Raw genomic sequence first — 26,851 nt, forward strand, 5'->3', positions numbered from 1 at the left:
CGGCGCGCGGTCAGACGCCCACACGGTCGGCGGGGGTGTACTGACGGTTGAGGATGTCCTGTACATCGACGTGCTCCCCAGCGATGATCGTCTCCGCCGCGTGCGGCGTGAGCAGGGCGATGTGCTGATAGCCGAACAGGGTCGGCCGCAGCCGGGTCAGCAGCCGGGAGAGCCCGCCGAGCACCCTGGCGAGCGCCCCGCCGACCGGGCCGCCACCGCCGAGCAGCGCCCAGAAGGGCGCCCCGGTCGAGGACATGGAGAGGATGTCGTACCCCGCGCCCTGGACCGTGCGGCGCAGGCTGGCGCGGGTGAAGAAGCGCAGATGCGTCTCGTCGAGGATGCCGCGCCGGTCGTACCCGAAGGCGCCGAGGGCGACGCGCAGCCGGGCGTACCAGTGGCTGAAGTTCGGTACGGACAGCAGGACCCGCCCGCCCGGGCGCAGCACCCGGGCGATCTCGGCGAGGACCCGCTCGGGCCGGGAGAGGTGCTCGATGACGTCCCCGGCGACCACGTAGTCGTATCCCCGCCCGATCTCCTCGGGCAGTCCCTCCTCCAGGTCCGCCGCGAAGAACCGCGTACACCTCTCACGCACGCCCGGCACCTCGACGCGGTCGACGCCCGTCACCTCGTGGCCCATCGCCTCCAGGCGCTCGGCGAAGAGCCCGCCGGAGCAGCCCAGGTCCAGGACGCGGCCGGGCGGGAGGGCGCGCATCCGGTCCAGGATGACGGAGTGGGAGGAGCCGTCGCCTTCCTTGAACGCGTATCCGTCGGGCTTGGGAATCCACGGGCAGGTGCCGAACCCCTTGACCGCGAGCCGGTATTCGAGGACGTCCTTCACCACGTCCTTGGCGTACTTGAGCCCGTTGACGTAACAGATCTCGTCGCCGTAGTACGTGGGCACGGGGATTTCGCTGATCCGCATTCCCGCGTCGATGAGCTGGACGATGATCTGGGTGTCGAAGTCGAACGCGTCGGTATTGCGCTCGATGGGGAGCCGGCGCAGCGCGGCGACGCTGTAGGCGCGGTAGCCGGAGTGGAACTCGGTGAGCCGGGAGCCGAGCAGGGAGTTCTCCAGGCGGGTGAGGATACGGTTCCCCAGCCATTTGTAGAACGGCATTCCGCCGCGCAGGGCGCCGCCCCGGTCCATCATGCGCGACCCGAACACGGCTTCGGCCTCGCCGTTCTCGATGGGCGCGACCATCTCGGGGATCAGTTCGGGGGCGTACTGGCCGTCGCCGTGCAGCAGGACGACGATGTCGAGCCCGCGCTCGGCGGCGAGCGCGTACCCGGCTTTCTGGTTTCCCCCGTAGCCGAGGTTCTTGGTGTGCCGCATGACGACGGTACGGGGCTTGCCCTCGGCCTGGGACCAGCGGCAGCCGGCGGTGAAGGTGCCGTCGTGGCTGGCGTCGTCGAGGATCAGGATCTCGTCGATACGGGAGCGGAAGTCGGCCGGGATGCGGTCGAGCGTCCGCTCCAGCGTGGTCTCGGCGTTGTACGCGACGACGAGGATGCCGATACGGGGGTCGCGCCCTGAGCGGGCTTCACAGGCGCGGGCGGGGGTCGGCTGCACGGGCGTCTCCAGGGGTGGCGGCCGTGACGTCTCGGCGCACCCCACGACCTCCGGGCTGCTGCTGGCCGCCGACGTCCTGGTCACCGACTACTCCGGGCTGATCTGCGGCTTCGCCCACACCGGCCGCCCGATGCTCTTCCACACCTACGACCTCGCCCACTACCGCGACACCGCGCGCGGCTTCTACGCCGACTTCGAGGCGCTGGCCCCCGGCCCGCTGCTCTCCGACACCGGCGCCGTGGCGGAGGCGCTGGCAGAGCCGGAGAGCGGCGCCACCGCCCACGCGGACGCGTACGCCGCCTTCCGCGCCGCGTACGGCGACCTGGACGACGGCCGGGCGGCGGCCCGGGTCGTCGACCGGCTGACCACGGGCTGCTGATCGGGTGATCGACGCGGGATGCCGGGACAGATCGGGACCCCCACGGAACCGATGACCTGTGCGCACCTTTCCTCCCACCGGCCCCGCCCGGCTTCCGGCGCCCCGGCGCGCGGCCGTAAGTCCCGCCGACGCGCCGCCCCCGGGCCCCGCCTGGCGCGTCACGCCCTACTTCGTCCTGGGCGGGGTGTTCTGGCTGGTGATATCGGCGGCGGCCTGGCGGGTGCCGCTGTGCTGCGACCTCGGTACGCACGCCGCCGTGGTGGAGCGGCTGAAGGCCGATCTGCTCGACCCCGCCCACCCGATGGCCGACCTGCCGGGCGCGGGCAGCCCGTACTACTCGCCGTACTCCGTGGCCCAGGGCGTGTTCGCCCAGCTCACCGAGTTGCCCGGCCGTGTGGTGGTACGGCTCTTCGGGCCGGTGAACCTGCTGGTCCTGCTCACCGGACTCGGCCGCTTCACCCGGCTGTTCTCCACGCGCGCGTGGGCGCCGGTGTTCACGCTGGCCTTCTCGGCGGTCCTGTGGGGCACCGCGGTGACCTGGTGGAGCGGCTTCCTCGGTCTGCTGTCGATGACCGGCAACCTGTCCTACCCGAGCACCTTCGCCATCGGCCTCACCTTTCACATCTGGGCCCTGGCGGGCCGTCTGACGGAACGTTCTTCCCGTACGCCCCGGTGGCGCGCGGCCCCGCTGGAGTTCGCCGCGCTCGGCGTGCTGACCGGCGTGGTCGTCCTCGTCCACCCGATCACCGCGATCGCCGCGGTGCTCGGCACGGCGGGCCTCGCCCTCGCGCGGAAGGGGGCGTGGAGCGGCGCGGCCGCCGCCCGCTGGGCGCTGGCGGGGGCGGGCGCCCTGGCGGTGACGGTGACCTGGCCGTACTGCGACATCTTCACACTCGTCGGCGACACCGGCATCGATTCCATGCACAGGGCCCTGTATGAAGATCTGATCGGCCGTTACTGGCTGGCGGCCCTGCTCGGCGCGCCCGTGCTGCTGCTGCGCCTGCGCCGCGACCGGCGCGACCCGCTGGCGCTGATGACCCTGCTGTTCTGGCTGGTCGTCCTGTACGGCTGGGTGAGCGGCCACTACACGTACGGCAGGCTGCTCGCGGTCGCCCCGGTCCCCGCACAGGTCGCGCTCGCCGTCGAGCTGGCCCGGCCGCGCCCGTGGTCCGCGGCCCGCCGTGCGCTCGCCCCGCTCGCGGCGGCCGGGGCGTGCCTGGGGTTCGTCTCGGCCCAGGCCGGGGCGGTGGCGCCGAGCCTGGGGGTGCGGGGCGTCGAGCGCCCGCCGCACTGGGACACCTACGGCTGGGCCGCCCAGCACATCCCGCCGGGCGACACGGTTCTCGCGGACGACTACTACGTAGTGCGTTCCCTGCCCGGGTACGGGCCCTTCCTGGTGGCCCCGGTCTGGCCCGACCCGGCGCTCGCGGAGTCCGAACGGCTGCGCCGCAAGGCGGCCGTGAGGCGCTATCTGTCCCCGTCGACGCCTCTCCACGCGCGCGCGGCCATCGCCCGCCGCTACGGCGTCCACTGGCTGCTGCTCACTCCGGAGGAACGCCTGCCCGAGGAGGCGGTGGTGGTCGCGTTCAGCCCGCACAGCGGAGAGGTGCTGGCGCGGGTGAGCTACCCCGGAGTCCGCGGCTGAGCCGACCGGCCCACGGACGCGCGACGGCTCAGCCCGTCGCCTTCAGGGCCGCCACCGCCGAGGTGGCCAGATCGTCCAGGTATCCCTTCGGCAGGTCGCCCCGGACCACCACGAGCCGCCAGTACAGCGGCCCGACGATCAGGTCGAGGGCCCGGTCCGGGTCGGCCCCCTCGGGGAGTTCGCCGCGCTCCACGGCCTCGCGCACGACGACCGCCGCGACGCCCTTCTGTCCGTCGAGCAGCGCCTTCTTGATGGCGTCGGCGATCTCCGGGTGGCGGACCGACTCGACGAGCAGGTCCGGGATCACCTGGGAGGCGACCGGGTGGCGCAGGGCGAGCGAGGCCACCGCGAGCAGCGCCCTGATGTCCCCGTACAGGGAGCCCGTGCGGGGCACCGGCAGGCCCTGCGCGGCGAAGGCGGACACCAGGTCGAGGACCAGGCTCAGCTTGGACTTCCAGCGGCGGTAGACGGCCGTCTTGCCGACTCCGGCGCGGCGCGCGATGCCCTCGATCGACATCCGGGCGAAGCCGACCGCCGCCAGCTCCTCGAAGACGGCCTTGCGGATGGCCTCGGTCACGTCGGAGCGCAGCACGGCGGCACCGGCCGGGGCGCGGCGCTGGGGTTCGGCGGGGGCCGGGGCGTCCGAGTTGGTCATGTCTTGAGCATAGCGATACGACGAGACGGTTGCGTTGCGACGTCATCCCGTCCTAGTCTCACCGTTACGACGATACGGACCCGTCCCGTCGTAACCCCGGGTTCACCGCCCGGCCATGTCCCGGCCTCGAGACACCCCGTCGGCCTTGAGGCACCCGTCGACTTCGAGACACGCGTCGGCCCTGGGACACGCGTCCCCGCGAAGACCTCCCGCCCGCGAAGCCACGTCGAAAGCGATCGTTGTGAGCCAGACCGCAGCACCGCCGGCCCCGCCGGCCCCCGCGCAGGACACCCGGCCCGCCGACCCCGACCAGGGCCTGGACGCCACCGAGCTGGCCGCCAAGTACGGCCTGACGGTCAGCGGCGCCCGCCCGTCGCTGAAGGAGTACGTCCAGCAGCTCTGGGCGCGCCGCCACTTCATCTCGGCGTTCGCCACCGCCAAGCTCACCGCGCAGTACAGCGAGGCGAAGCTGGGCCAGATCTGGCAGCTGATGACCCCGCTGCTCAACGCGACGGTCTACTACTTCATCTTCGGCATCCTGATGGGCACCAAGCAGGGCGTCCCGGACTACATCCCGTTCCTGGTCACCGGCGTCTTCATCTGGACCTTCACCGCCAACTCGATCATGTCGGGCACGCGCGCGATCACCGGCAACATGGGCCTGGTCCGCGCCCTGCACTTCCCGCGCGCGTCACTGCCCATCGCGCTGGCGCTCCAGCAGCTCCAGCAGCTGCTCTTCTCCATCGCCGCGCTCGCGATGATCCTGGTCGCCGTCGGCGTCTACCCGGCGGTGTCCTGGCTGATCGCCGTCCCCGCGCTGATCCTGCAGGCCATGTTCAACACCGGTCTGTCGCTCGCGATGGCCCGGGTCGCCAGCAAGACCCCGGACATCTCGCAGCTGATGCCGTTCGTGCTGCGCACCTGGATGTACGTCTCGGGCGTCATGTGGAGCCTGCCGCAGCTGATGACCCGCAGCTCGCTGCCGCACGGCCTGGTGAAGGTGCTCCAGTACAACCCGGCCGCCGTCTACATCGACCTGATGCGCTTCGCCCTGATCCACAGCTTCAAGGCGAAGCAGCTCCCGCCGCACGTGTGGGCCATCGCGGGCGGCTGGGCCGTCCTCGCCCTCGTCGCCGGGTTCATCTACTTCTGGAAGGCAGAGGAGAAGTACGGCCGTGGCTGACAGCACTCCCGCCGTGATCGGCGCCCCCGCCCCGCTCGGCGCTCCCACCGTGATCGCCGACGACGTCCACATCGTCTACAAGGTCAACGGCGGCTCCTCCAAAGGAAGAGGCAGTGCGACCTCCGCGCTCAGCCGTATCGCCTCCCGCAGGGCCACCCCGGGCATCCGCGAGGTGCACGCCGTCAAGGGCGTCAGCTTCGTCGCCCGCAAGGGGGAGGCGATCGGCCTGATCGGCTCCAACGGCTCGGGCAAGTCGACCCTCCTGAAGGCCGTCGCGGGCCTGCTCCCGACCGCCGCGGGCAGGATCTTCACCCAGGGCCAGCCCTCCCTGCTCGGCGTCAACGCGGCGCTGATGAACGACCTCACCGGCGAGCGCAACGTCACCCTCGGCGGGCTCGCCATGGGCATGTCCCGCGAGGAGGTCCGGGACCGCTACGACGACATCGTCGAGTTCTCCGGGATCAACGAGAAGGGCGACTTCATCACCCTTCCGATGCGCACCTACTCCTCCGGCATGGGCGCCCGGCTGCGGTTCTCCATCGCCGCCGCCAAGTCCCACGACGTGCTCCTGATCGACGAGGCGCTCTCCACCGGCGACGCCCGCTTCCAGCGGCGCAGCCAGGAGCGGATCGAGGAGCTGCGCGCCGAGGCGGGCACGGTCTTCCTGGTCAGCCACAGCAACGGCACCATCAAGCAGACCTGCGACCGGGCCATCTGGCTGGAGTCGGGGGTCCTGCGCATGGACGGCCCGGCCGACGAGGTGGTCGCCGCGTACGAGGAGCACACCAAGAAGAAATAGGGTCACACCGGTACGAATAAATATCCCAAACCGGTCTAAACTGCTGGTCGATGACGACCCAGCAGCTGCGCCGACGGCGGCAGCGACGAGGCCAAGGGCGGCACGACGCAGTCGCCCGCCGCCAAGAACCCGCCGAAGCAGTCCCCGGCGGCCGACACGCCCTCGGACGCCGCGAGCGACGACAGTTCGGCGCCGCCCGCCAACGTCACGTACACCGTGGTCTTCCAGGACAAGCCGATCACCCTGCGCACCCCGGAGTCGCTCTCCACCACGATGATCGACTTCGACGTCCCGGCGGTGGACCCGACCGGCAAGCTCGCCTACGACAACACCGAGTTCGAGGCGCGCGACGACCGGCTGGACTTCAAGCAGGCGCTCGGCAAGGCGGACGGCACCACGCCCGAGCAGTGCCGTGAGGGCGCGCTGCAGAACCCGCTGCCCAACTCCGCCTCGGCCCAGGCGCTCAACGACGACCACCTGATCAAGGCGGGCGACATCATGTGCTCGGTGACCACCAAGGGCAATCTGGCCATGTGGAAGATCACCAAGGTGACACCGTCCACGGACAAGGACATCCCGGCGTTCGAGGGCACGGTCACGCTCTGGAAGGCGACGCGTTAGACGGGCAGCACCCCACGTACGCGTGAGGGGCGGCCACCGGTTTCCACCGGTGGCCGCCCCTCAGCCGTCAGCCCTCAGCCGTCGCTCAGCTGTGCGTGCGCAGCAGCGTCCGCATCGTCCGCATCGCGACCGACAGGTTCGCCAGGTCGAAGGCGTCCGAGCCCTGGATCTCCTCCAGGGTGGTGCGGGCACGGCCGAGGATCGCCGCGTTCTTCTCCTCCCAGGCCTTGAAGCGCTGCTCGGGCGACGAGGTGCCGTTGCCGACCGAGAGCACGTCCTGGGTGAGACCCGCGTGCGCCGCGTACAGGTCCTCGCGGATGGAGGCGCGGGCCATGGACTGCCAGCGGTCGGCCCGCGGCAGCTCGATGATCCGGTCCATCAGCTGAGTGATCCGCAGCCGGTCCGCGAGGTCGTAGTAGACCTCGGCCACGGCCAGCGGGTCCTTGCCGGTGCGGCCCGAGATCGCCACGATGTCGAGCGAGGGGAACGCCGAGGAGAACCCGGCGACCCGGCGGGCGAGCTCGTCGGGCACCCCGGCCGCGGTGAGCTCGTCCAGGATCGACTGGTACCACTCCAGGTCCGCGCCCTTGAGCATGCTCGCCAGCTCGCCCCAGACCTTCTCGACGCCCTCGGCGAAGTCCGCGATGGTCTCGGCGATCTGGAGCGGCTGCGGCCGGTTGTTGAGCAGCCAGCGCGTGCCGCGCTCGACGAGACGGCGCGAGTGGAGGCGGATACGGGTCTGGACGTCGGCGTCGACCCTGTTGTCCAGCGCCTCGACCGCGTCCCACACCGCGCTCAGGCCGAAGATCTCGCGGGCCGCGGTCTGCGCCCGGACGATCTCCTCCATGGACGCGCCGGTCTCCTCCCGCAGCCGGTGCAGGAAGGTCGAACCACCGGTGTTCACGGTGTCGTTGACCAGGACCGTGGTGACGATCTCGCGGCGCAGCGCGTGTCCGTCGATGGCCTCGGGGAACTTCTCGCGCAGCTGCTTCGGGAAGTACGCGTGGAGCAGCTTCTGCAGGTACGGGTCGTCCGGCAGGTCCGTGTGGACCAGCTCGTCGGCCACCGTGATCTTGGTGTAGGCGAGCAGCACGGCGAGCTCCGGCTGGCTGAGCCCGCGCCCGTTGTTGAGCAGCTCGCGGATCTGGCGGTCCGTCGGCAGGAACTCCAGCGCCCGGTCCAGGTGGCCGTCGCGCCCGAGGCGGCGCATGAACCGCTGGTGGGCGTGGAGCAGCGACGGCGACTGCGCGACCGCGTTGGCCAGGGCGGTGTTCTGCGCGTAGTTGTTGCGCAGCACCAGCCTGCCGACCTCGTCGGTCATCTGGGCGAGGATCTTGTTGCGCTGCTTGACGGTCATGTCGCCGTCCGTGACCAGACCGTTGAGCAGGATCTTGATGTTCACCTCGTGGTCGGAGGTGTCCACGCCCGCGCTGTTGTCGATCGCGTCGGTGTTGACCTTGCCGCCGTTGCGGTCGAACTCGATCCGGCCGAGCTGGGTCAGACCCAGGTTGCCGCCCTCGCCGACGACCTTGACCCGCAGGTCCTCGCCGTTGACGCGGATCGCGTCGTTGGCCTTGTCGCCGACGTCCGCGTTGGACTCGGCGGACGACTTCACATACGTACCGATGCCACCGTTCCACAGCAGGTCCACCGGCGCCTTGAGGATCGCCTGCATCAGCTCGGCGGGCGTCAGCTTGGTGACACCCGGCTCGATACCGAGGGCCGCCCGGATCTGCGCGTTGAGCGGGATCGACTTGGCCGTGCGCGGGTGGATGCCGCCGCCCGCGGACAGCAGCCCCTTGTCGTAGTCCGCCCAGGAGCTGCGGGGCAGGTCGAACAGACGGCGGCGCTCGGCGTAGGAGGTGGCCGCGTCCGGGGTCGGGTCGATGAAGATGTGACGGTGGTCGAACGCGGCGACCAGGCGGATGTGCTCGGAGAGCAGCATGCCGTTGCCGAACACGTCACCGGACATGTCGCCCACGCCCACGACCGTGAAGTCCTCGGTCTGGCTGTCGTGGCCGAGCTCGCGGAAGTGCCGCTTGACGGACTCCCAGGCACCGCGCGCGGTGATGCCCATGCCCTTGTGGTCGTATCCGGCGGAGCCGCCGGAGGCGAACGCGTCGCCGAGCCAGAAGTCGTAGCTGATCGCCACGTCGTTGGCGATGTCCGAGAAGGTCGCGGTGCCCTTGTCGGCGGCGACCACCAGGTAGGTGTCGTCCTCGTCGTGGCGCACCACGTCGGACGGCGGCACGACCTCGCCCGCCACCAGGTTGTCGGTGATGTCGAGCAGCGCCGAGATGAACGTCTTGTACGAGGCGATGCCCTCGGCCAGCCACGCGTCGCGGTCCACGGACGGGTCCGGGAGCTGCTTGGCGACGAAGCCGCCCTTGGCGCCGACCGGCACGATGACGGTGTTCTTCACCATCTGCGCCTTGACCAGGCCGAGGATCTCCGTACGGAAGTCCTCGCGGCGGTCGGACCAGCGCAGACCACCGCGCGCGACCTTGCCGAAGCGCAGGTGCACGCCCTCGACGCGCGGCGAGTACACCCAGATCTCGAACGCCGGGCGGGGCGCCGGCAGGTCCGGGATCGCCTGCGGGTCGAACTTCATCGAGATATACGCGTGGGGGTTGCCCTCGGCGTTCTTCTGGAAGTAGTTCGTCCGCAGCGTCGCCTTGATGACGGTGAGGAAGGAGCGCAGGATGCGGTCCTCGTCGAGCGAGGCGACCTGGTCGAGCGCCCCGTCCAGCTCTTCGAGCAGCCCGTCGATGAGCTCGGTGCCCGCACTCTGGCGGCCCGGCGACATCCGCGCCTCGAAGAGCGAGACCAGCAGCCGGGTGGTGTGGACGTTGTCGCGGAGGGTGTCCTCCATGTAGTCCTGGCTGAAGGTCGAACCGGCCTGGCGCAGGTACTTGGCGTAGGCGCGCAGCACCATCGCCTGGCGCCAGTTGAGCCCGGCGCGCAGCACCAGCGAGTTGAAGCCGTCGTTCTCGGCGGAGCCGGTCCAGGTGGCGGCGAAGGCCTCCTGGAAGCGCTCGCGCGCGTCGTCCGCGAGGTAGTCGCCGTTGCCGTTGATCTTCTTCGGCAGGCGCAGGCCGAAGTCGTAGATCCACGCGTGCGTGCGGTCGGCGCAGCGCAGCTCGTAGGGGCGCTCGTCCGTGACCTCCACGCCCAGGCGCTGGAGGACCGGCAGCACGGCCGAGAGCGAGACCTGCTCGCCGATGCGGTAGATCTTGAACCGGCGCTCGCCGGGGGCCGCGTTGACCGGCTCGTACAGCGAGAGCGCGAAGTCCTTGCGGCCGTGGGTGAGCTGCTCCAGGTGGACCAGGTCGGCCACGGCGGCGCGCGGGGAGTGGTCCGCCTTGTAGCCCTCGGGGAAGGCGTGGCCGTAGCGGCGCAGCAGCTCGGCGGCGCGCTCCTCGCCGCACTCGGCGTTCAGCGCGTCGGAGAACCCGTCGGCCCAGGAGCGGGCGGCCTCCACGAGGCGGGCCTCGATGCGCTCGGTGTCCGCGTCGGTGAGGTCGGGCAGCTCGGTGCCGACGGGCACCCGCACCACGAAGTGGAGCCGGGACAGGATCGACTCGGTGTTCCAGGCGGTGAAGTCGACGCTGATGCCGCCGAGCTCCTCCTTCAGGATGTCGATGAGCCGCAGCCGCACGCCCGTGGTGTAGCGGTCGCGGGGCAGGTAGATCAGCGCCGAGTAGTAGCGCCCGTACTCGTCCTGGCGCAGGTAGAGGCGCAGCCGGCGCCGCTCCTGGAGGTAGAGCACCGAGGTGACGATGGAGCGCAGCTGGTCGGCCGGGGTCTGGAACAGCTCGTCGCGCGGGTAGGTCTCCAGGATCTGGAGCAGGTCGCGGCCGTCGTGGCTGTTGGGCGAGAACCCGGCGCCGCGCAGCACCTCGGCGACCTTGCGGCGCACGACCGGGACGCGGCGGACCGACTCGGTGTACGCGGCCGAGGAGAACAGGCCGAGGAAGCGGCGCTCGCCGACCACGTTGCCGTTGTCGTCGAACTTCTTCACCCCGACGTAGTCGAGGTAGGAGGGCCGGTGCACGGTGGACCGGCTGTTGGCCTTGGTGAGCACCAGGAGCTTGTGCTCACGGGCCTTGGCGCGCGCGTCGGCGGGCAGCCGCTCGAAGGACGGGCTGACCGGGTGGCTGTCGTCGCCGTGGTGGTGCGGGTCGGAGCGCAGGATGCCGAGGCCGGTGCCGGGCACGGCCGCCAGCGAGTCGTCCTCGTGCAGCTCGTACTCGCGGTAGCCGAGGAAGGTGAAGTGGTCGTCGGAGAGCCAGCGCAGCAGCTCCCGGGCCTCGTCCACCTCCTCGTCGCGCAGATCGCCCGCCTTGGGCTCCTTGGGGAGCTCCTCGGCGATGCGCAGCGCGGAGTCGCGCATCTTCTCCCAGTCCTCGACGGCTTCCCGTACGTCGGACAGCACCCGCATCAGATCGGCGGTGATCTGCTTCAGGTCGGCGCGGTCGGTCTCGCGGTCGATCTCGACGTGGATCCAGGACTCGGTGAGAGCGTCGTGCGGCAGGGCGCCGTTGTGCGCGCCGGCGTCGAGGACCTCGATGAGCTTGCCGGTGAGGTCACGGCGGACCACGACCTGCGGGTGGATCACGACGTGGATGCCGCGGCTCTGGCGGGAGAGCTCGTTGGTGACGGAGTCCACGAGGAAGGGCATGTCGTCGGTGACGACCTCGACGACCGAGTGGCTGCACGTCCAGCCGTTCTCCTCGACGGTCGGGGTGTGCACCCGCACGCTCGCGGTGCCCTGCGGGCGGTTTTCGGCCAGCCTGTAGTGCGACAGGGCGGCACCGAAGACGTCGACCGGGTCGCGGTCGGTCAGGTCCTCGGGAGCGGTGTGCAGGTAGTAGCGCTGGAGGTACCCGAGGACGGCGTCCTGGGCAGGACCTTCCTCCCCTGCGGCCCCGGTAGTGGCTGCCCGGTCCTGGGGGGCGCCCCCCAGACCGCCGGGGCCCCCCACCGGGCTGTTCTCAGCTACCCGGGCGGCCCGTGCGAGCAGCTCGGCCTTGGCTTCGTCCAGCTTGGTCTGCATGTCCTCTGGCTCCTGTCGCGCGCCGTTGCGTGACGTAGGTAGAAGCGGCGCAACGCCACGACGCGGGGTGTCCGGTCGGAGTCGACGTTATGCCGCGATGAGAGATGCCCGGGTCGTTACTGGCCATTTTCGGCGAAGGGCCCGGGATACGGGAATCAGCGAGGGCCCGGGCACTGTGGCACTCCGGGCGCAGGGCAGGGGCGTCAGTGCCCCTGCGGGATATCGCGCTGATCACGGGTCAAGGCTATCGCCCCGCCCCCCCGAACCGTCATGAGCCGTATGTGTACAAAAGCAGGGCCCGAAGTTTGACACTCTGGACAGCGACGCGGGCCGTCCGAACGCCCTCTTGGCAAACCGGCCGGGCCGGGGCACGTTTGCCCCGTACCCGCGGTGCGCCCAGCCGCACCGCGCACACCCCCAGGAACGGCGGGGCGAACAGCCCTGCGCACCCTGTACGAGCCAGGCACGCACGGTCGACTCCGGGAGCACCGATGGCAGCCAAGATCCTGATCGTGACCGGCGACGCGGCGGAGTCGCTGGAGGTCCTCTACCCCTACCAGCGGCTGCGCGAGGAGGGCTACGACGTCCACATCGCCGCCCCCGCCCGCAAGAAGCTCCAGTTCGTGATCCACGACTTCGAGCCGGGCTTCGACACGTACACCGAGAAGCCGGGCTACACCTGGCCGGCCGACCTCGCCTTCTCGGAAGTCGATCCCGGCCAGTACGCCGCACTGGTGATCCCGGGCGGCCGGGCGCCCGAGTACCTGCGCAACGACCCCGAGCTGCGCAAGCTCCTCAAGGCCTTCTTCGACACGGACAAGCCGGTCGCCCAGATCTGTCACGGTCCCCTCCTGACCGCGGCGATCGGCGGCCTCAGCGGCCGCCGGGTCACCGCGTACCCCGCCCTCGAACTCGACATGCAGGCCGCCGGTGCCAGCTTCCGCGACGCGGAGACCGTCGTCGACGGCACCCTGGTCTCCGCCCGCGCCTGGCCGGACCACTCCACCTGGATGCGGGAGTTCCTCACGGTGCTGCGGGCCAAGGCGCCGGTGACGTAGCAGGGAACGCGCCAGGGGCGCCCTGGGCACGTCGGAGCCCCCTGGGCGCTCCTCGGCACCAGCCGGTCCCGCAGCGGCCGCGTGCGGGGCGTCTCAGGGCGTCCCGCACGGGCGCCACCGCACTACCCCGCCGAACTACCCCACCGACCGCGTACGAGGCCGTCAGCCCGCCAGCAGCTCCGCCGTCTGGACCGCCTCCGCCAGTGTGTCCACCACCGGCACGCCCGCCACCGCGAGGCTGGCCCGGCTGTGCGACCCACCGGTGAACAGCACCGCACGCGCCCCCACGTGCGCCGCGGCCACGGCGTCGTCCACCGCGTCCCCGATCACCACGATCCGGTCGGGGGATATCCCCTCGCCCGCCTCCCGCAGCAGCGTCAGATGCCGCACCATGTGCTCGGCCTTGCTGCCGTGCGAGGGGCCGGTGCGCCCGTCGACACGCAGGAAGTGCTCGGTGATGCCGTGCCGGCGCACGATCGGCACCAGGTGCTCGTGCGGCGCCATCGACAGCAGCGACTGGCTGAGCCCGGCCGCCCGCCGCGCGGCGAGCAGCTCGGCCGCGCCCGCCGTGAGCGCGCAGGCGTCCGCCCGGAGCCAGTAGTGCTTGTGGAACGCCTCGTCCATCACGAGCCACTCCGCCTCGGTCGGCAGCCGCCCCATCAGCCGCTCGTAGAAGCGGGGTATCGGCACGCAGTACAGCTCGCGGTACCGCTCCAGCGTGATCGGCTCCAGGCCGAGCTCCGCGAAGGCGGCGTTGGTCGCCTCGATGACCGCGGCGATGTCGTCGAGCAGTGTGCCGTTCCAGTCCCAGACCAGATGCGTCGTGCGCTTCCCCATGCCAGAACGGTACCCACCCCCACTGACAACGGACCCCGATGCACCCAAGAGGTGCCCAAGAGCGCAGGTCAGCGGGGCCGTCAGCCGATCAGGTTGGGAATCTCCTGCACGCCGAACCACAGCAGCTCGTGGTCCTCGGCGCCGTCGACCGTGAACTGGGCGTCGTCGTCGCCCTGGTCCGCCGCGCCCAGCGCCTCGGCCGCCGCGGCGACGTCGGTGACCGCGTCGTCCGCGTCCACGTGCACCGCGGCCGCCTTGCCCAGCGGCACCGGCCCGGCGATCCGCACCTCGCCCAGCGAGCTCGCGTCCAGGCTGCGGTCGGGGTCGGCCGAGGCGGCCCCGTCGGGCACGTCCACGGCTACCACGACGCGGCGCCTGGCAGCCTCCGGGTGCCCGGCGAGCAGCCTCAGCGAGGCCGCCGCGGCCCGGCTCAGCGCCGCGTACTCCAGCTCCTCGATGTCGTCCGAGACGTACCACTCGCGCAGCCCGGGCGTGACGGCGTAGGCGGTCAGCGGGCCGGGGCCGAGCTCTCCCGCCGTGTGCGCCGTCGCGAGACCAGGAAGGGTCAGAGGGAGGTACACGCGCATGACAGGCCGCTCTTTTCTGGTCGGAAGACGCCCTCAGGATACGTGCGGGAGTCCCCCTTCGGGTTGCCCGCGCGGCGCCGGCGGCCTCGGAGTGCGCGGCGCCGGATTCCCCGCCGCCCCAGGCCCCTTGCGACCGGCGCCGCCGCCCCCGTACAAGATCCCCAACGAAAGCTACTGGCCGGTATCAAAGGGGGCTGCGGAGATGAACAGGACCGACGGGACAAGGACGGCCGCGCGGACCGACAGGACCCGGCCCGCGGGCCGGGTCGACCGGGTGGGGCCCGGCAGGCCCGGCACCGCGCACACGGGGCGCAGGCGGCTGCCCCGCTACTGGTTCGCGGAGCGCCTGCTCGCCGTCCTCAGCGGCCACCGCCCGGTCCACTGGATGCTGGGGCACACCGTCGGCGAGGCGTACGAGCAGCTGGTGCTGCTGGCCCCGGCCAGCCCGCTGCGGGCCTCGTGCCGACCGGTGGTGCGGCACTGCGACGAGTACGTGCCCCAGCCGGGCGTCATCGAGGCCTTCGCCCGCATCGGCGCCGGCGACCACGTACGCGCCATGGCCTTCCGCCTGGAGCAGGGCGCCGACCTGCGCTGGCGGTGCGCGGCAGTAGAAGTGGGGCCGGGCACCCGTACGGTGCCCGGCCCCACCCGGTGACTGCGTGCCTCGCCGCTACTTCTTGCGGCGGCGGCCGCCCGTGCTCTTCTGGGCCTTGCGGCGCTCCGCGCGGGTCATGCCGTCCGCCTCGGAGCGGGCCGGCTCGTCGCCGTTGTCGAAGTCGCCCTCGACCACGCCGCCCTCGCCGTCCACCGTCGGCGCGGAGAAGTGCAGCCGGTCCGGGCGCTGCGGGGCGTCCAGGCCCTTGGCCCGGATCTCCGGACGCGCCCCGGCGGTCTCCTTCTCCAGCGACGGCTTGTCGGAGGGGGCCGCGTCCTCGACCGGGACCTCCTCGACCTGCTGCTCGACCTGGACCTCCAGGTTGAACAGGTAGCCGACGGACTCCTCCTTGATGCCGTCCATCATGGCGTTGAACATGTCGAAGCCCTCGCGCTGGTACTCGACCAGCGGGTCCTTCTGCGCCATGGCACGGAGGCCGATGCCCTCCTGGAGGTAGTCCATCTCGTAGAGGTGCTCGCGCCACTTGCGGTCGAGCACCGAGAGGACCACGCGCCGCTCCAGCTCACGCATGATCTCGGAGCCGAGCTGCTCCTCGCGCGCCGCGTACTGCGCGTGGACGTCGTCCTTGATGGACTCGGCGATGAACTCGGCGGTGATGCCCGCGCGGTCGCCCGCCGCCTCCTCCAGCTCCTCCACGGTGACCTTCACCGGGTAGAGCTGCTTGAAGGCGCCCCACAGCCGGTCCAGGTCCCACTCCTCGGCGAAGCCCTCGACGGTCTCCGCCTGGATGTAGGCGTCGATGGTGTCGTCCATGAAGTGCTGCACCTGCTCGTGCAGGTCCTCGCCCTCCAGGACGCGGCGGCGCTCTCCGTAGATGACCTCGCGCTGGCGGTTGAGCACCTCGTCGTACTTCAGGACGTTCTTACGCGTCTCGAAGTTCTGCTGCTCGACCTGCGACTGGGCCGACGCGATCGCGCGCGTCACCATCTTGTTCTCGATCGGCACGTCGTCCGGCACGTTGGCCATCGACATGACGCGCTCGACCATCTGGGCCTTGAACAGGCGCATCAGGTCGTCGCCGAGCGACAGGTAGAAGCGGGACTCCCCCGGGTCGCCCTGGCGGCCGGAGCGGCCGCGGAGCTGGTTGTCGATCCGGCGCGACTCGTGCCGCTCGGTGCCCAGGACATAGAGCCCGCCGAGCTCCTTGACCTCTTCGAACTCCGCCTTGACGGCCTGCTCGGCCTTCTCCAGGGCGGCGGGCAGCGCGTGCGCCCACTCCTCGACGTGCTCCACCGGGTCCAGGCCCTGCTGGCGCAGCTCCGCCTCGGCGAGGTCGTCCGGGTTGCCGCCGAGCTTGATGTCGGTGCCTCGGCCGGCCATGTTCGTGGCCACCGTGACGGCGCCCTTGCGGCCGGCCTGGGCGACGATCGTCGCCTCCCGGTCGTGCTGCTTCGCGTTCAGCACCTCGTGCTGGATGCCGCGCTTGGAGAGCTGCTGCGAGAGGTACTCGGACTTCTCGACCGAGGTGGTGCCGACCAGGATCGGCTGGCCCTTGTCGTGCTTGTCGGCGATGTCGTCGACGACCGCCTCGAACTTCGCGACCTCGGTGCGGTAGATCAGGTCGGACTGGTCCTTGCGGACCATCGGGCGGTTGGTCGGGATCGGGACGACGCCGAGCTTGTAGATCTGGTGGAACTCGGCGGCCTCGGTCATCGCCGTACCGGTCATGCCGGAGAGGCCGGGGCCTTCCTTGCCCTCCTGGTCGTGGCGCTTGTAGAGGCGGAAGAAGTTCTGCAGGGTGATCGTGGCGAGGGTCTGGTTCTCGTCCTTGATGTCCACCCCTTCCTTCGCCTCGATCGCCTGGTGCATGCCCTCGTTGTAGCGGCGGCCGGCGAGGATACGGCCAGTGTGCTCGTCGACGATCATGACTTCGCCGTCCATGACGACGTAGTCCTTGTCCTTCTTGAACAGTTCCTTCGCCTTGATGGCGTTGTTCAAGTAACCGACGAGCGGGGTGTTCACCGACTCGTAGAGGTTGTCGATGCCCAGCCAGTCCTCGACCTTGGCGACGCCGGGCTCGTGGATGGCGACGGTGCGCTTCTTCTCGTCGACCTCGTAGTCGCCGGTCTCCTCGATGCCCTTGAGCGGGTTGCCCGCCTCACCCTTGGTGAGGCGCGTGACCAGCTTGGCGAAGTCGCCGTACCACTTGGTGGCCTGGTCGGCCGGGCCGGAGATGATCAGCGGCGTGCGCGCCTCGTCGACCAGGATCGAGTCGACCTCGTCGACGATCGCGAAGTTGTGGCCGCGCTGGACGAGCTCTTCCTGGGACCACGCCATGTTGTCGCGCAGGTAGTCGAAGCCGAACTCGTTGTTCGTGCCGTACGTGATGTCGCAGGCGTACATCGCGCGGCGCTCGGCGGGCGTCATGTTGGCCAGGATGCAGCCGACCTCGAGGCCGAGGAAGCGGTGCACGCGGCCCATCATCTCGGAGTCGCGCTCGGCCAGGTAGTCGTTGACCGTGATCAGGTGCACGCCCTTGCCGGACAGGGCGTTCAGGTAAGCCGGCAGGGTGCCGACGAGGGTCTTGCCCTCACCGGTCTTCATCTCGGCGACATAGCCGAGGTGCAGGGCCGCGCCACCCATCATCTGGACGTCGTAGTGACGCTGGCCGAGGACGCGCTTGGCGGCCTCGCGGACGGTGGCGAAGGCTTCCGGGAGCAGGTCGTCCAGGGTCTCCCCGTTCGCGTACCGCTCCTTGTACTCGTCGGTGAGGGCACGGAGCTCGGCGTCGGAGAGGTTGACGAAATCCTCTTCGATGGAGTTGACCTGGTCCGCGATGCGGTGCAGCTTGCGCAGGATCTTGCCTTCGCCTGCACGCATGAGCTTTGAGAGGACGGACACGGGGGTTGGTCTCCTTGCCGGTCGGGCCTGGCGCGGTCGAGTACGGTTGATTACTTCTGGGCAACGGCCATCGTATGCGAGGACCCGCCCACGCCGGGAGGTCTGCCATGACGACAACGGACCGGGCGCCCGGAAGGTGCCGGGAAACACGAAAAGCCCTGGCGTCCGTTCCGGCCCCGCACGGAGAATCAGCCGATGGACCCAGTCACCCTCAGCACCGAGCGCCTGCTGCTGCGCCCCGTCGGCCCGCAGGACGCGGACGCGGCGTACGCGGCCTGTCAGGACCCCGACATCCAGCGCTGGACCACCGTCCCCTCGCCCTACCTGCGCGAGCACGCCGAGGCCTTCACCGGCACCTTCGCGCCCAACGGCTGGCGGGACGACTCCGACTACACGTTCGCGGTACGCCTGAGGGACACCTCCGGGACCGGTGAGACGGAAGAGACCAGTGGGACCGGTGAGGCCGAGGGGGCGGCGGCAGAGGGCGCGCTGGTGGCGATGGTCGGCGTCATGCGGCGCGGGGAGAACGTCGCCGAGCTGGGGTTCTGGGCGGCCAAGGAGCACCGGGGCCGTGGCTATATGACCGAGGCGGCGGTGGCGGCGGCCCGCTGGGCCTTCGAGTCGGCGGGCGTCGAGCGCCTGGAGTGGCGGGCGGAGGTCGGCAACACGGCCTCGCGCGCGGTGGCCGAGAAGGCGGGCTTCACCATGGAGGGCACCCTGCGCGGGGCCCTCGTCCACGGCGGCACCCGCCGCGACAGCTGGGTGGGCGGCCTCCTCCCCGGCGACCTGGGCCTGCCCACCACGCGCGCGTACCTGCCGCCTCGGGCGTGAGGCCGGAGCGGACGGGCCCCGGCCGGGGACGCTCCCCGGGGGATTGTCAGTGGTGCCGTCTATCGTGCGGAACATGACCAGCCTGCCGCGTCCCGCCGCCCAACTCTCCGCCGACGAGGCCCGTCGCATCGCCCTGCGCGCCCAGGGCTTCATGGGCGCGCCCGACCGCAGGGGCGGGGTGCGGGGCGTGCTGCGCCACCTGGGCGCGGTCCAGCTCGACACGATCTCGGTCCTCGCCCGGTCGCACGAGCTGATTCCGTACGCACGCCTGGGCGCGGTGGGCCGCAAGACGGTGGACGAGGCGTACTGGACGGACGCCCACGCCTTCGAGTACTGGTCGCACGCCGCCTGCATCCTCCCCGTCGAGGAGTGGCCGCACTTCGCCTTCCGCCGCCGCGCCTACCGCTCCCGCCCGCAATGGCACCACGACCTGCCCGACGGGGCGTACGAGCAGGTGATCAAGCAGCTGCGGGCCGAAGGCCCGCTGACCGCGACGGACTTGGGCGGCGCCAAGAACAAGGGCGAGTGGTGGGACTGGTCGGAGTCCAAGGTCGCCGTCGAACGCGCGCTGATGTACGGCGAGGTGGTGTGCACCGAACGGCGCGGCTGGAAGCGGGTGTACGACCTGGCCGAGCGCGCCATTCCGGACGCGTTCCTCCACGACGAGCTGGACGACGCCGAGTGCCTGCGCCGCCTCGTCGCCCTCGCGGGCCGCTCCCTGGGCGTCGGCACCCGCGCGGACATCGCGGACTACCACCGCCTGAAGGGCGAGCAGGTGGACGCGGTGATCGCCGACTCCGGTCTGGTGCCCGTCACCGTCCAGGGCTGGGACAAGGCCGCCTGGGCGGACCCGGAGGCGCTGGCCACCGAGCCGCGCGGACGCCACCGCACGACGCTTCTGTCGCCCTTCGACTCGCTCATCTGGGACCGCGCGCGCACCGAGCGGATCTTCGGCTTCAGCCACCGCCTGGAGGCCTACACCCCCAAGCCGAAGCGGGTGTACGGATACTTCGCGATGCCCCTGCTGGCGGGCGGCAGGCTGCTCGGCCGCGTCGACCCCGCCCGCGAGGGCCGCACCCTGGTGGCCAAGCAGGTCTCCCTGGAAACGCCGAAGGCCATAGCCCCGATGGCCCAGGCCCTGCTGGAGGCGGCGCGGTGGGTGGGCTGCGACGCCGTACGGATCGAGCGCGCCGACACCCCGGGGCTCGCCCGCGAGCTGACGGCGGCGATCGCGGCGGCCTGAACCCCGGAGCCCGGCCAGGCCTCGGCGGGCCGACGCGAGGCGGCTAGCGGATCTCCAGGATCTTCTCGCGCATCGCGTACACCACCGCCTCCATCCTGGAGTGCAGTTGCAGCTTCTCCAGGATGTTGCGGACGTGGTTCTTCACGGTGTTCTCGGAGATGAACAGCTCCTTGGCGATGTCCCGGTTGTTCATCCCCGTGGCGACGAGCTTGAGCACCTCCAGCTCGCGGTCGGTCAGTCTCGGCGCGGGCACCAGCCGGCGCTCGTCGGTGCGCTGGATCATCGACTTGAACTCGGTGAGCAGCTTCGACGCCATCGACGGGCTGATCTGGGACTGGCCGTCCGCCACCGCCCGGATCGCGGTCGCCACCTCGTCGGTGGAGATCTCCTTGAGGAGGTAGCCCGTCGCACCCGCCTTGATCGCGTCGTAGAGGTCGGCCTCCTCGTCGCTGATCGTCAGCATGATGATCTTCGCGCTGGGGGCCACCTCCTTGATGGAGGTGCAGGCCTCGATCCCGCCGCGCCGAGGCATCCGTACGTCCATCAGCACGATGTCGGGAAGCAGGTCCGCCGCCTTGTCCACGGCCTCCGCCCCGTCGCCCGCCTCGCCGACGACCTGGATGTCCTCCTCCGCGGCCAGCACGATCTCCAGGCCCCGGCGGAACAAGGCGTGGTCGTCGACGACCAGGACCCGGATCGGCTCCTTGCGCGATCCGGCCGCTTCCATGCCGGTGGGAGCCCCGTCAGAACCGTCCGGGGCCGACCCGTCGTGCACCGGCCCGAAGCTGTCTGCCATCGTTCCTCCCCCTGAAGGCCATGGCCCGAGTTGGTGTGGCTGCACCAACCGTGCTCCGGGGAGCAGCGGTTGGCGTGCGACGCCATGATTTCATGCCCGGCCGACAGAGCGGTGGTCCAGTAGTCGCACAGTGGTGCCCCTGGGGGCGCACAAGGCGCTCCAGGGGCATCACCGCACTGTCATACGGCGCGCCGCACCGATCCGTTCAGCGCGCCGACCAGCTGGTCATCCGCCGAGCGCTCCACCGGCGCCGCTCGCGTCCTCACCGGCGAGCGGGTCCGTCTCCAGGTGGATCACGCCGTAGTCGTAGGCGTGCCGCCGGTAGACGACACTGGGCTGCTTCGTCTCCGAGTCGACGAAGAGGTAGAAGTCGTGTCCTACCAGCTCCATCTCGTAGAGCGCCTGGTCGAGTGTCATCAGGGCGGCGACATGGGTCTTCTCGCGGACCACCAGCGGGCCCTCGCCCTGCACCTCGACCGATCCCATCCGGGTGATGGGAACGCGCTCCTCCCTCGATCCGTCCACCGGCTCGCCGTTTCCGTTCAACTGGGCCACGCCCGGGACCACGTCGGCCACCTCGGCAGCCGAGAGCCGGCCGTTGCCCCTGCGGGTGTAGCGCTTGTCGTGCTGCTTGCGCAGCCGCGCCTCCAGCTTGCTGTGGGCCAGATCGAGGGCTGCGTACGGGTCGCCTGCCGCCGCCTCCGCCCGGATCACCGGGCCACGCGAGTGCAGCGTGATCTCCACTCGGTCGGAACGGTCGGCCTGCCGCGGGTTGTGTTCCTTGGACACCTCGACGTCGAGGCTGATTACCTTGCCGTCGAGCTTCTGGATCTTCTCCAGCTTCAGCTTCTCGGCCACGTGCTTGCGGAACCGCTCGGGTACCTCGGTCTTGCGGCCCTTGACGACGATGTCCACGCAGAACTCCGTTCCCGGATCACTCCGCCTTCACTGCGGAGCATCTCCCTCTTGCACCAGGCCCCGGTGAGCACCGGAGCCTCGGACTGGGCGACTTTCACCTCCTCCTCCCCCGTGGGGAAGATCGCCACCCCACCGACTTCAGGGTCGGGGAAATACCCAGACATGAGGCCGTGCATTCAGTGAGGCCGGCTCTCGCCATTCCTCACAACCGAACATAGCTCGCTCGGACGGATGTCGGCACCCGCTACCCGCACGTACCTCCGTTCAGGTGCTTTCTCCCTCTCACTACCTGCAACGATGCAAGTTCCCCGTCAGTTCCGGTTTATTTCGAAAGATGCCGGAGTGGATGCGACGACCGCGGCCACCGACGACCGTCGCGCGAATCCCGGAATTCCCTGCGCCCCGGCACCGCCCGCCATCCGGCCGGGGCCGGAGACGGCCCGGGCCGCCTCCACCAGCGAGGCTCCCGTGGTCATCAGGTCGTCCACCAGGACCACCCGGCCACCCTCCAGCAGCCTGTCACCACCCGCCGTCACCTCCAGCGCCCCGCTCAGATTCGCCAGTCGCTGCCGGGCGCTCAGCCCCGACTGGTCCGCCACCGCACGCCGCTGCCGCAGCACCGCCGCAACGCGCGCGTCCGTGCCCGTACGCCGCAACTCCCCCGCCGCCGCCAGGGCGATCCGGCGCGCCGCGTCATGCCCGCGCGCCCGCACCGCCCGCCGCGCCGACGGCACCGGCACGAGCAGCAGCGGCCCGTCCCGGGGTACTCCGGCGGCCTCGCGCACCGCGCCCGCGAGCGCCTGCCCGAGGACCCCGGCCAGCCCCAGGGCGCCCCGCTCCTTGTGCGCGAGCAACACCGCCCGCACGGCGTCCTCGTACACCGCTGCCGCGTACACCACCGGCAGCCCCGCGGGCTCGGGAGCAGGTCTGACCCGCCGTGCCCGCACATCGAGCAGCACCGCCGCGCACCGCTCGCACAGCGCCGTACGGGGACTGCCGCAGCCGCCGCAGGCAACCGGCAGCACCAGCCCGGAGATCTCCTGCCACCATCCCCGCATGGCGTCCACTCTGCCAACAGGAAGGCGGCCCGGCCACCCCTGTGGAAAACCCACCGGGGCAACCGGGCCACCGTCACCGAACGGCCGACGGCCGAGCGGCCGCCGCCATGGAGCCCATGGCGGCGGAGCTGTCAGCCCGGGTAGACCGGCGAGGAGCCCGTCTTGACCGCCGTCTTCCAGGTGGCGCCCGGGGGCAGCCGTACGATGCCGTCCTCCCGCGAGTGCGCCACCAGCGGCAGGCGCTCGTCGTCGGCAGCTGCGATCTCGGTCACCCGGTTGGCTCCCGGCAGATTGCCCGCGGCGGACAGCGAGCCGTCCGTCTGCATGTAGCGCAACTGCTGCTGAAGGCCGCCGGACTCGTTGCCGACCACGACGAGGCGGCTGCGTCCGGCCCAGGACACGGCCGTCACATCCTCCATCTGCGGCGCTCCGGGGCGCAGTTCCACCACGGAGACCTGAGGGTGCTCCGGGTCGCCGATCCGCTCCACACGGCCGATCCGCAGCGTCGTGTGGCCGCCCTCGTTCACCAGGAGCGCGATCCGCACCCCGTCCGCCGACATCCGCACCTGCTCGATGCGCGCCCCGTTCAGACCGGCGACATCGACCTCCTGGGGCTGCCCCTGGCCGTGGTCGAGGCGGAGGAGCCGGGGGTGCCCCGGGTCCCGGTCGGCCACCCACAGATCGTCCCGGCCGTCCCAACTCGGCGCCGAGAGACCGTCCTTCGTTTCCTTGCTCTGGCTGGTCACGAGCGTCTTCACCAGCTCGCCGTCGGACACGATCGGCGCCACGAACAGCGAGCGGCCGTCGTTCGTCACCCCTGCGGCGCGCCTCTCGTCCCGCTCCACCGCGACCGTACGCAGCCGCTGCTCGGTCCGGCCGAACGGCCCGGGCACCAGCTCGGTGACCACGTCCCCGTCCGTGCTGTCCACGCCGTCGGTGCCATCGGCGCTGTCGCGCGCACCGGCGCGCATCCGCGCGAGGCGACCCTGTGAGTCCACGAAGTACTGGCCGGGCTTGGGCGAGATACGGTCCGGGGCGTACCCCTCGGCCTGGTCGCCGCCGAGCACGCACAGCTGTGAGCCGTTCGCCCGGTCCAGCTCCACCTGGCCGACCCGCGTCGCCGTCAGGTCCCGCAGCGTGAACAGCAGTTGGGCGGCCATCTTGCGGCACTGGCTGCCGCCGACGTTGGACGCCCGCTCGTTGAGCGGCACCTTGAGCGCGTTGCGGTCGTCGAACGAGAGCGACTTGGTGCCCTCCTTCAGTGCCGTACCGCTCGGGAAGCGCGAACCCACCACCGGCCGCAGCCAGTTGGTCGGACCCTCCAGCACGGACATGACCGTCTGGGTGACCAGGTTCATCTGCGTCTCGGGGTCATTGCGCTGACGCACGTACACCGGGTCCGCGACCAGCCGGTCCTGTCCCGACGCGAAGTAGTACTTGTTGACGGAACGGTAGATGCGCTGGAAGTCCGACTGACCGAGCAGCAGCCCCTCGGGCAGCTGGTCGATGCGCCACTCCTTGCCGCTGGGCGTGTTCTGCCGTACGAGATGGATCGTCTCGTTGTACGCCGACTTCGCGCCCGCCGGCTGGTACGCGTGCTGCTTGTCCACCACGGCGACCGGCCTTCCGGTCACCGTGAACGTGAAGCTCGAGTTGTCGCCCTTGTCATTCGTCCGGTTCGGCTGCGGGTTCGGCCCGTCGGCCAGCACCGTGGTCGCCAGATCCGGCTTCCAGGTCCGCGCGGCCTGCGGCGTCAGATACTTGCGCGCCGTCGCGAACTGCGGGTCGTCACTGGTCATCGCCTCCAGGAAGCCGTCGACTATCTCGTCGGCGGCCGCCCCCTCGCGCGGCGGCACCGCGTACACCTGCACCTGCGAGTCCGCGCGCTGCGAGGCCTGCACCGCGTGCACGTCACCGCTGTCGGGCATCGACGCGCACCCCGCCACCAGCACACCGCCGCAGCCCAGCAGCGCGGTCGACCGCAGCCGACGGCCGCGGCCCTTCCCCCGATCAGCGCCCACGAGCCGATTCCTCCTGGTCGGCGGCTGCCGGGGCAGCCGCTCTGTCAGCAGCCTGCGATGGTACGGACTCGCCCTCCACGCGCGCGTCGGCCTCCACGCGAGCTTCGGTCTCCACGCGCGCGTCGGTGACCCGGGGCACCACCCTGGCGCCACCGCCACCGGGCAGCGCGGTCGGATCGGCGGCCGGTCCGGACGTCTTCGGCGGGACCGGGGGCCGGGGCGGCACGGGCAGCGAGGAGCGGGTGGCGGCGGGCTGGACCGGCACGCTCGCCAGCCGCAGCCCATTGCCCTGCTCGGGCGCCGCGCCCTGGCGGGCCCGCTCACGCGCGGCCCGCGAGTCCTCCGGCTCCAGCGGTATCGGCGATCCGCGCAGCGGCTCGTCGGCCGTACGCGGCAGCGTCAGCCGGAACTGGGAGCCGCCACCGGGCTCGCCCCAGGCCTGCAGCCAGCCGCCGTGCAGCCGTGCGTCCTCGACCGCGATCGACAGGCCGAGACCGGTGCCTCCGGTCGTCCTGGCCCGGGCCGGGTCGGCCCGCCAGAAGCGGTTGAACACCCGGGTCGCCTCGCCCGGCTTGAGGCCCACTCCGTAGTCGCGCACCGCGACCGCGACGGCTCCTCCGGCCGCGCCCATGCGCACCACCACGTCCCGGCCCTCGCCGTGCTCCACGGCGTTGACCACGAGGTTGCGCAGCACCCGCTCGACCCTGCGGGCGTCGGCCTCCGCCACCACCGGCTGCTCGTCCCCGACCACCCGTATCCGGGTGCCCTTGCGCTCGGCGAGCGGCTCGGCACCCTCGATCACCCGTCGTACGACGTTCCGCAGGTCTATCGGCTCGGCCTCCAGGGCCGCCGCGCCCGCGTCGAACCGGCTGATCTCCAGCAGGTCGGCGAGCAGCGACTCGAACCGGTCGAGCTGCCCGGCCAGCAGCTCCGCCGACCGTGCCGTCACCGGATCGAAGTCGACGCGCGCGTCGTGGATGACGTCCGCGGCCATCCGTACGGTCGTCAGCGGCGTACGCAGCTCGTGCGAGACGTCCGAGACGAACCGCCGCTGCATCCGCGACAGCTCCTCCAGCTGCTGGATCTTGATCTGGAGGTTCTGCGCCATCTTGTTGAAGGCCTCGCCGAGCCGCGCGATGTCGTCCTCGCCGGTGACCTTCATCCGCTCCTGGAGCTTGGCCGCGGAGAGCCGCTCCGCGATCTGCGCCGCCATCCGGACCGGGGTGACGACCTGCCGCACCACCAGCCAGGCGATCGCCCCCAGCAGCACCACCAGGAACAGCCCGGCGGTCGCAAGGGTGCCCTTGACCAGGCTCAGCGTCTTCTCCTCCTGCGCCAGCGGGAAGAGGTAGTACAGCTGGTAGGCCTGGCCGTCGACGTCCTTCAGCTTGGTCCCGATGACCAGCCCGGGCTTGGACTCCTGCCCGTCGAGGTACTTGATCGAGGCGTACGTCTTGTACGCGCCCGTGCCCTGGTCGACGTTCTCCCGCAGGCTCTGCGGGACGCTGGAGACCGGGTCCACGCCGCCCGAGGCGCGCGGGCCCCGGTTGCTGGAGGGCGAGTCCTCCGAGTCGGCGCTCAGCGCGACCACGTAGAACGCGCCCTGCCCGCCGCTGGCGAGCTGGGTCACCAGCTCGCTGCGCCAGGTCACCGAGCTTCCACCGCGCCCGTCCGAGCCGCCGTCGTCCTGTCCGCCGGGCGCCGCCGGGGCGCTGGCCTTGTCCTTGGCCACGGCGAAGCCGCCCGCGGACTGGCTCTCGGACGCCTTCTCCTTGGTGACGAGGAGCCCGTTGCGCACCTGACCGATGACAACGAACCCCAGCAGCAGCACCACACCCAGCGACATCAGCAGGGTGGAGGCGACCACCCGCAGCTGGATGTTGCGCCGCCACAGCCGCACGGCGGGCAGCAGCGGACGCCGCACCCAGCGCACGAAAAGCCTCAGCACGGGGCTGCCGGGCGTGCCCTCCTGGAGGATCCGCCCGCCCCATGCCGTCGTCTTGCGTCCCACACCAGCAGCCCGCCCCCCACGGACCCCGGGCTTCCCGGGCTTCGGAGCAGCACCGCCGCGGGACAT

At 71.1% G+C, this 26,851-nt stretch carries 20 protein-coding genes and 1 pseudogene; 9 read left to right on the forward strand and 12 right to left on the reverse strand.

From position 1 onward, the window contains the following. Positions 1-10 precede the first annotated feature (10 nt). Complete coding sequence (locus A8W25_RS12230; protein ID WP_067159709.1) at positions 11-1,570, reverse strand: bifunctional glycosyltransferase/class I SAM-dependent methyltransferase; 1,560 nt, start codon at positions 1,568-1,570, stop codon at positions 11-13. A 13-nt stretch (positions 1,571-1,583) separates the two neighbouring features. On the opposite strand from A8W25_RS12230, the pseudogene A8W25_RS32255 reads away from it, so the two are divergent. Next, positions 1,584-1,949, forward strand: a pseudogene (locus A8W25_RS32255) (CDP-glycerol glycerophosphotransferase family protein); the annotation flags it as partial. 58 nt (positions 1,950-2,007) lie between these two features. Further along, on the forward strand, positions 2,008-3,594 hold the full coding sequence (locus A8W25_RS12240) for a hypothetical protein (RefSeq protein ID WP_234386410.1): 1,587 nt from the start codon (positions 2,008-2,010) through the stop codon (positions 3,592-3,594). A 28-nt stretch (positions 3,595-3,622) separates the two neighbouring features. On the opposite strand, the gene A8W25_RS12245 is transcribed toward A8W25_RS12240, so the two are convergent. Next, positions 3,623-4,249 (reverse strand): TetR/AcrR family transcriptional regulator, encoded by a 627-nt coding sequence (locus A8W25_RS12245; RefSeq protein ID WP_067159714.1) that lies wholly within the window; start codon positions 4,247-4,249, stop codon positions 3,623-3,625. Between the two features lie 235 nt (positions 4,250-4,484). On the opposite strand from A8W25_RS12245, the gene A8W25_RS12250 reads away from it, so the two are divergent. After that, on the forward strand, positions 4,485-5,432 hold the full coding sequence (locus tag A8W25_RS12250) for an ABC transporter permease (protein ID WP_420708458.1): 948 nt from the start codon (positions 4,485-4,487) through the stop codon (positions 5,430-5,432). Beyond that, complete coding sequence (locus tag A8W25_RS12255; RefSeq protein ID WP_234386411.1) at positions 5,425-6,231, forward strand: ABC transporter ATP-binding protein; 807 nt, start codon at positions 5,425-5,427, stop codon at positions 6,229-6,231. The genes A8W25_RS12250 and A8W25_RS12255 overlap by 8 nt, the downstream gene beginning before the upstream one ends. 35 nt (positions 6,232-6,266) lie before the next feature. Here A8W25_RS12255 and A8W25_RS12260 read toward each other — a convergent pair whose 3' ends face one another. Continuing rightward, positions 6,267-6,464, reverse strand: coding sequence for a hypothetical protein (locus A8W25_RS12260; protein WP_158942489.1), 198 nt, complete (start codon positions 6,462-6,464; stop codon positions 6,267-6,269). Here A8W25_RS12260 and A8W25_RS12265 point away from each other — a divergent pair. Further along, complete coding sequence (locus A8W25_RS12265; protein WP_067159723.1) at positions 6,448-6,852, forward strand: hypothetical protein; 405 nt, start codon at positions 6,448-6,450, stop codon at positions 6,850-6,852. The genes A8W25_RS12260 and A8W25_RS12265 overlap by 17 nt on opposite strands. Before the next feature lie 85 nt (positions 6,853-6,937). Here A8W25_RS12265 and A8W25_RS12270 read toward each other — a convergent pair whose 3' ends face one another. After that, positions 6,938-11,908 carry an NAD-glutamate dehydrogenase gene (locus tag A8W25_RS12270; protein WP_067159726.1) on the reverse strand — a complete coding sequence of 1,657 codons (4,971 nt, stop codon included), beginning with the start codon at positions 11,906-11,908 and terminating at the stop codon, positions 6,938-6,940. Between the two features lie 491 nt (positions 11,909-12,399). Between A8W25_RS12270 and A8W25_RS12275 the strand changes: the two genes are divergently transcribed. Beyond that, the gene (locus A8W25_RS12275; protein ID WP_067159729.1) at positions 12,400-12,966 is read left to right on the forward strand and encodes a DJ-1/PfpI family protein; all 567 of its coding nucleotides are present in this window, start codon (positions 12,400-12,402) and stop codon (positions 12,964-12,966) included. Positions 12,967-13,128: 162 nt separating this feature from the next. On the opposite strand, the gene A8W25_RS12280 is transcribed toward A8W25_RS12275, so the two are convergent. Together A8W25_RS12280 and A8W25_RS12285 are read right to left on the reverse strand one after the other, a co-directional pair. Further along, positions 13,129-13,803, reverse strand: a complete 675-nt coding sequence (locus A8W25_RS12280) for an HAD family hydrolase (RefSeq protein ID WP_067159732.1) — start codon at positions 13,801-13,803, stop codon at positions 13,129-13,131. An 80-nt stretch (positions 13,804-13,883) separates the two neighbouring features. Further along, the gene (locus tag A8W25_RS12285; RefSeq protein ID WP_067159735.1) at positions 13,884-14,390 is read right to left on the reverse strand and encodes a DUF6912 family protein; all 507 of its coding nucleotides are present in this window, start codon (positions 14,388-14,390) and stop codon (positions 13,884-13,886) included. A gap of 202 nt (positions 14,391-14,592) precedes the next feature. Here A8W25_RS12285 and A8W25_RS12290 point away from each other — a divergent pair, with 202 nt between their 5' ends. After that, positions 14,593-15,045 carry an Rv3235 family protein gene (locus A8W25_RS12290; protein WP_199831728.1) on the forward strand — a complete coding sequence of 151 codons (453 nt, stop codon included), beginning with the start codon at positions 14,593-14,595 and terminating at the stop codon, positions 15,043-15,045. Between the two features lie 15 nt (positions 15,046-15,060). On the opposite strand, the gene secA is transcribed toward A8W25_RS12290, so the two are convergent. Next, positions 15,061-17,907, reverse strand: a complete 2,847-nt coding sequence (gene secA, locus A8W25_RS12295) for a preprotein translocase subunit SecA (RefSeq protein ID WP_067159737.1) — start codon at positions 17,905-17,907, stop codon at positions 15,061-15,063. 195 nt (positions 17,908-18,102) lie between these two features. Between secA and A8W25_RS12300 the strand changes: the two genes are divergently transcribed. Both A8W25_RS12300 and A8W25_RS12305 read left to right on the forward strand, forming a co-directional pair. Continuing rightward, positions 18,103-18,738, forward strand: a complete 636-nt coding sequence (locus tag A8W25_RS12300) for a GNAT family N-acetyltransferase (RefSeq protein WP_067159740.1) — start codon at positions 18,103-18,105, stop codon at positions 18,736-18,738. A gap of 73 nt (positions 18,739-18,811) precedes the next feature. Next, positions 18,812-19,981 carry a winged helix-turn-helix domain-containing protein gene (locus tag A8W25_RS12305; RefSeq protein WP_067159743.1) on the forward strand — a complete coding sequence of 390 codons (1,170 nt, stop codon included), beginning with the start codon at positions 18,812-18,814 and terminating at the stop codon, positions 19,979-19,981. A gap of 43 nt (positions 19,982-20,024) precedes the next feature. Here the strand turns inward: A8W25_RS12305 and A8W25_RS12310 are convergent, their stop codons facing one another. From A8W25_RS12310 to mtrB, 5 genes are all read right to left on the reverse strand, one after another. Further along, positions 20,025-20,777: a response regulator gene (locus A8W25_RS12310; RefSeq protein WP_067159746.1), complete on the reverse strand. Its 753-nt coding sequence runs from the start codon at positions 20,775-20,777 to the stop codon at positions 20,025-20,027. 225 nt (positions 20,778-21,002) lie between these two features. Next, a complete protein-coding gene (gene hpf / locus A8W25_RS12315; protein ID WP_067159749.1) occupies positions 21,003-21,692 on the reverse strand; it encodes a ribosome hibernation-promoting factor, HPF/YfiA family in 690 nt (229 codons plus the stop codon). A gap of 314 nt (positions 21,693-22,006) precedes the next feature. After that, positions 22,007-22,753, reverse strand: a complete 747-nt coding sequence (locus A8W25_RS12320) for a ComF family protein (protein ID WP_067161110.1) — start codon at positions 22,751-22,753, stop codon at positions 22,007-22,009. A 131-nt stretch (positions 22,754-22,884) separates the two neighbouring features. Continuing rightward, the gene (locus A8W25_RS12325) at positions 22,885-24,774 is read right to left on the reverse strand and encodes an LpqB family beta-propeller domain-containing protein (RefSeq protein ID WP_067159752.1); all 1,890 of its coding nucleotides are present in this window, start codon (positions 24,772-24,774) and stop codon (positions 22,885-22,887) included. Then, positions 24,764-26,851, reverse strand: coding sequence for an MtrAB system histidine kinase MtrB (mtrB, locus tag A8W25_RS12330; protein WP_199831729.1), 2,088 nt, complete (start codon positions 26,849-26,851; stop codon positions 24,764-24,766). Before mtrB ends, A8W25_RS12325 begins: the two co-directional genes overlap by 11 nt.

It is taken from the genome of Streptomyces sp. ERV7 (genome assembly GCF_001653515.1).
GTDB lineage: Bacteria > Actinomycetota > Actinomycetes > Streptomycetales > Streptomycetaceae > Streptomyces.

Coding starts and splice junctions, on each gene's coding strand:
- A8W25_RS12245 (WP_067159714.1), bottom strand. CDS start 4,249: ATGACCAACTCGGACGCCCCGGCCCCCGCCGAACCCCAGCGCCGCGCC.
- A8W25_RS12270 (WP_067159726.1), bottom strand. CDS start 11,908: ATGCAGACCAAGCTGGACGAAGCCAAGGCCGAGCTGCTCGCACGGGCC.
- A8W25_RS12275 (WP_067159729.1), top strand. CDS start 12,400: ATGGCAGCCAAGATCCTGATCGTGACCGGCGACGCGGCGGAGTCGCTG.
- A8W25_RS12280 (WP_067159732.1), bottom strand. CDS start 13,803: ATGGGGAAGCGCACGACGCATCTGGTCTGGGACTGGAACGGCACACTG.
- A8W25_RS12285 (WP_067159735.1), bottom strand. CDS start 14,390: ATGCGCGTGTACCTCCCTCTGACCCTTCCTGGTCTCGCGACGGCGCAC.
- A8W25_RS12290 (WP_199831728.1), top strand. CDS start 14,593: ATGAACAGGACCGACGGGACAAGGACGGCCGCGCGGACCGACAGGACC.
- A8W25_RS12300 (WP_067159740.1), top strand. CDS start 18,103: ATGGACCCAGTCACCCTCAGCACCGAGCGCCTGCTGCTGCGCCCCGTC.
- A8W25_RS12305 (WP_067159743.1), top strand. CDS start 18,812: ATGACCAGCCTGCCGCGTCCCGCCGCCCAACTCTCCGCCGACGAGGCC.
- A8W25_RS12310 (WP_067159746.1), bottom strand. CDS start 20,777: ATGGCAGACAGCTTCGGGCCGGTGCACGACGGGTCGGCCCCGGACGGT.
- A8W25_RS12320 (WP_067161110.1), bottom strand. CDS start 22,753: ATGCGGGGATGGTGGCAGGAGATCTCCGGGCTGGTGCTGCCGGTTGCC.
- mtrB (WP_199831729.1), bottom strand. CDS start 26,851: ATGTCCCGCGGCGGTGCTGCTCCGAAGCCCGGGAAGCCCGGGGTCCGT.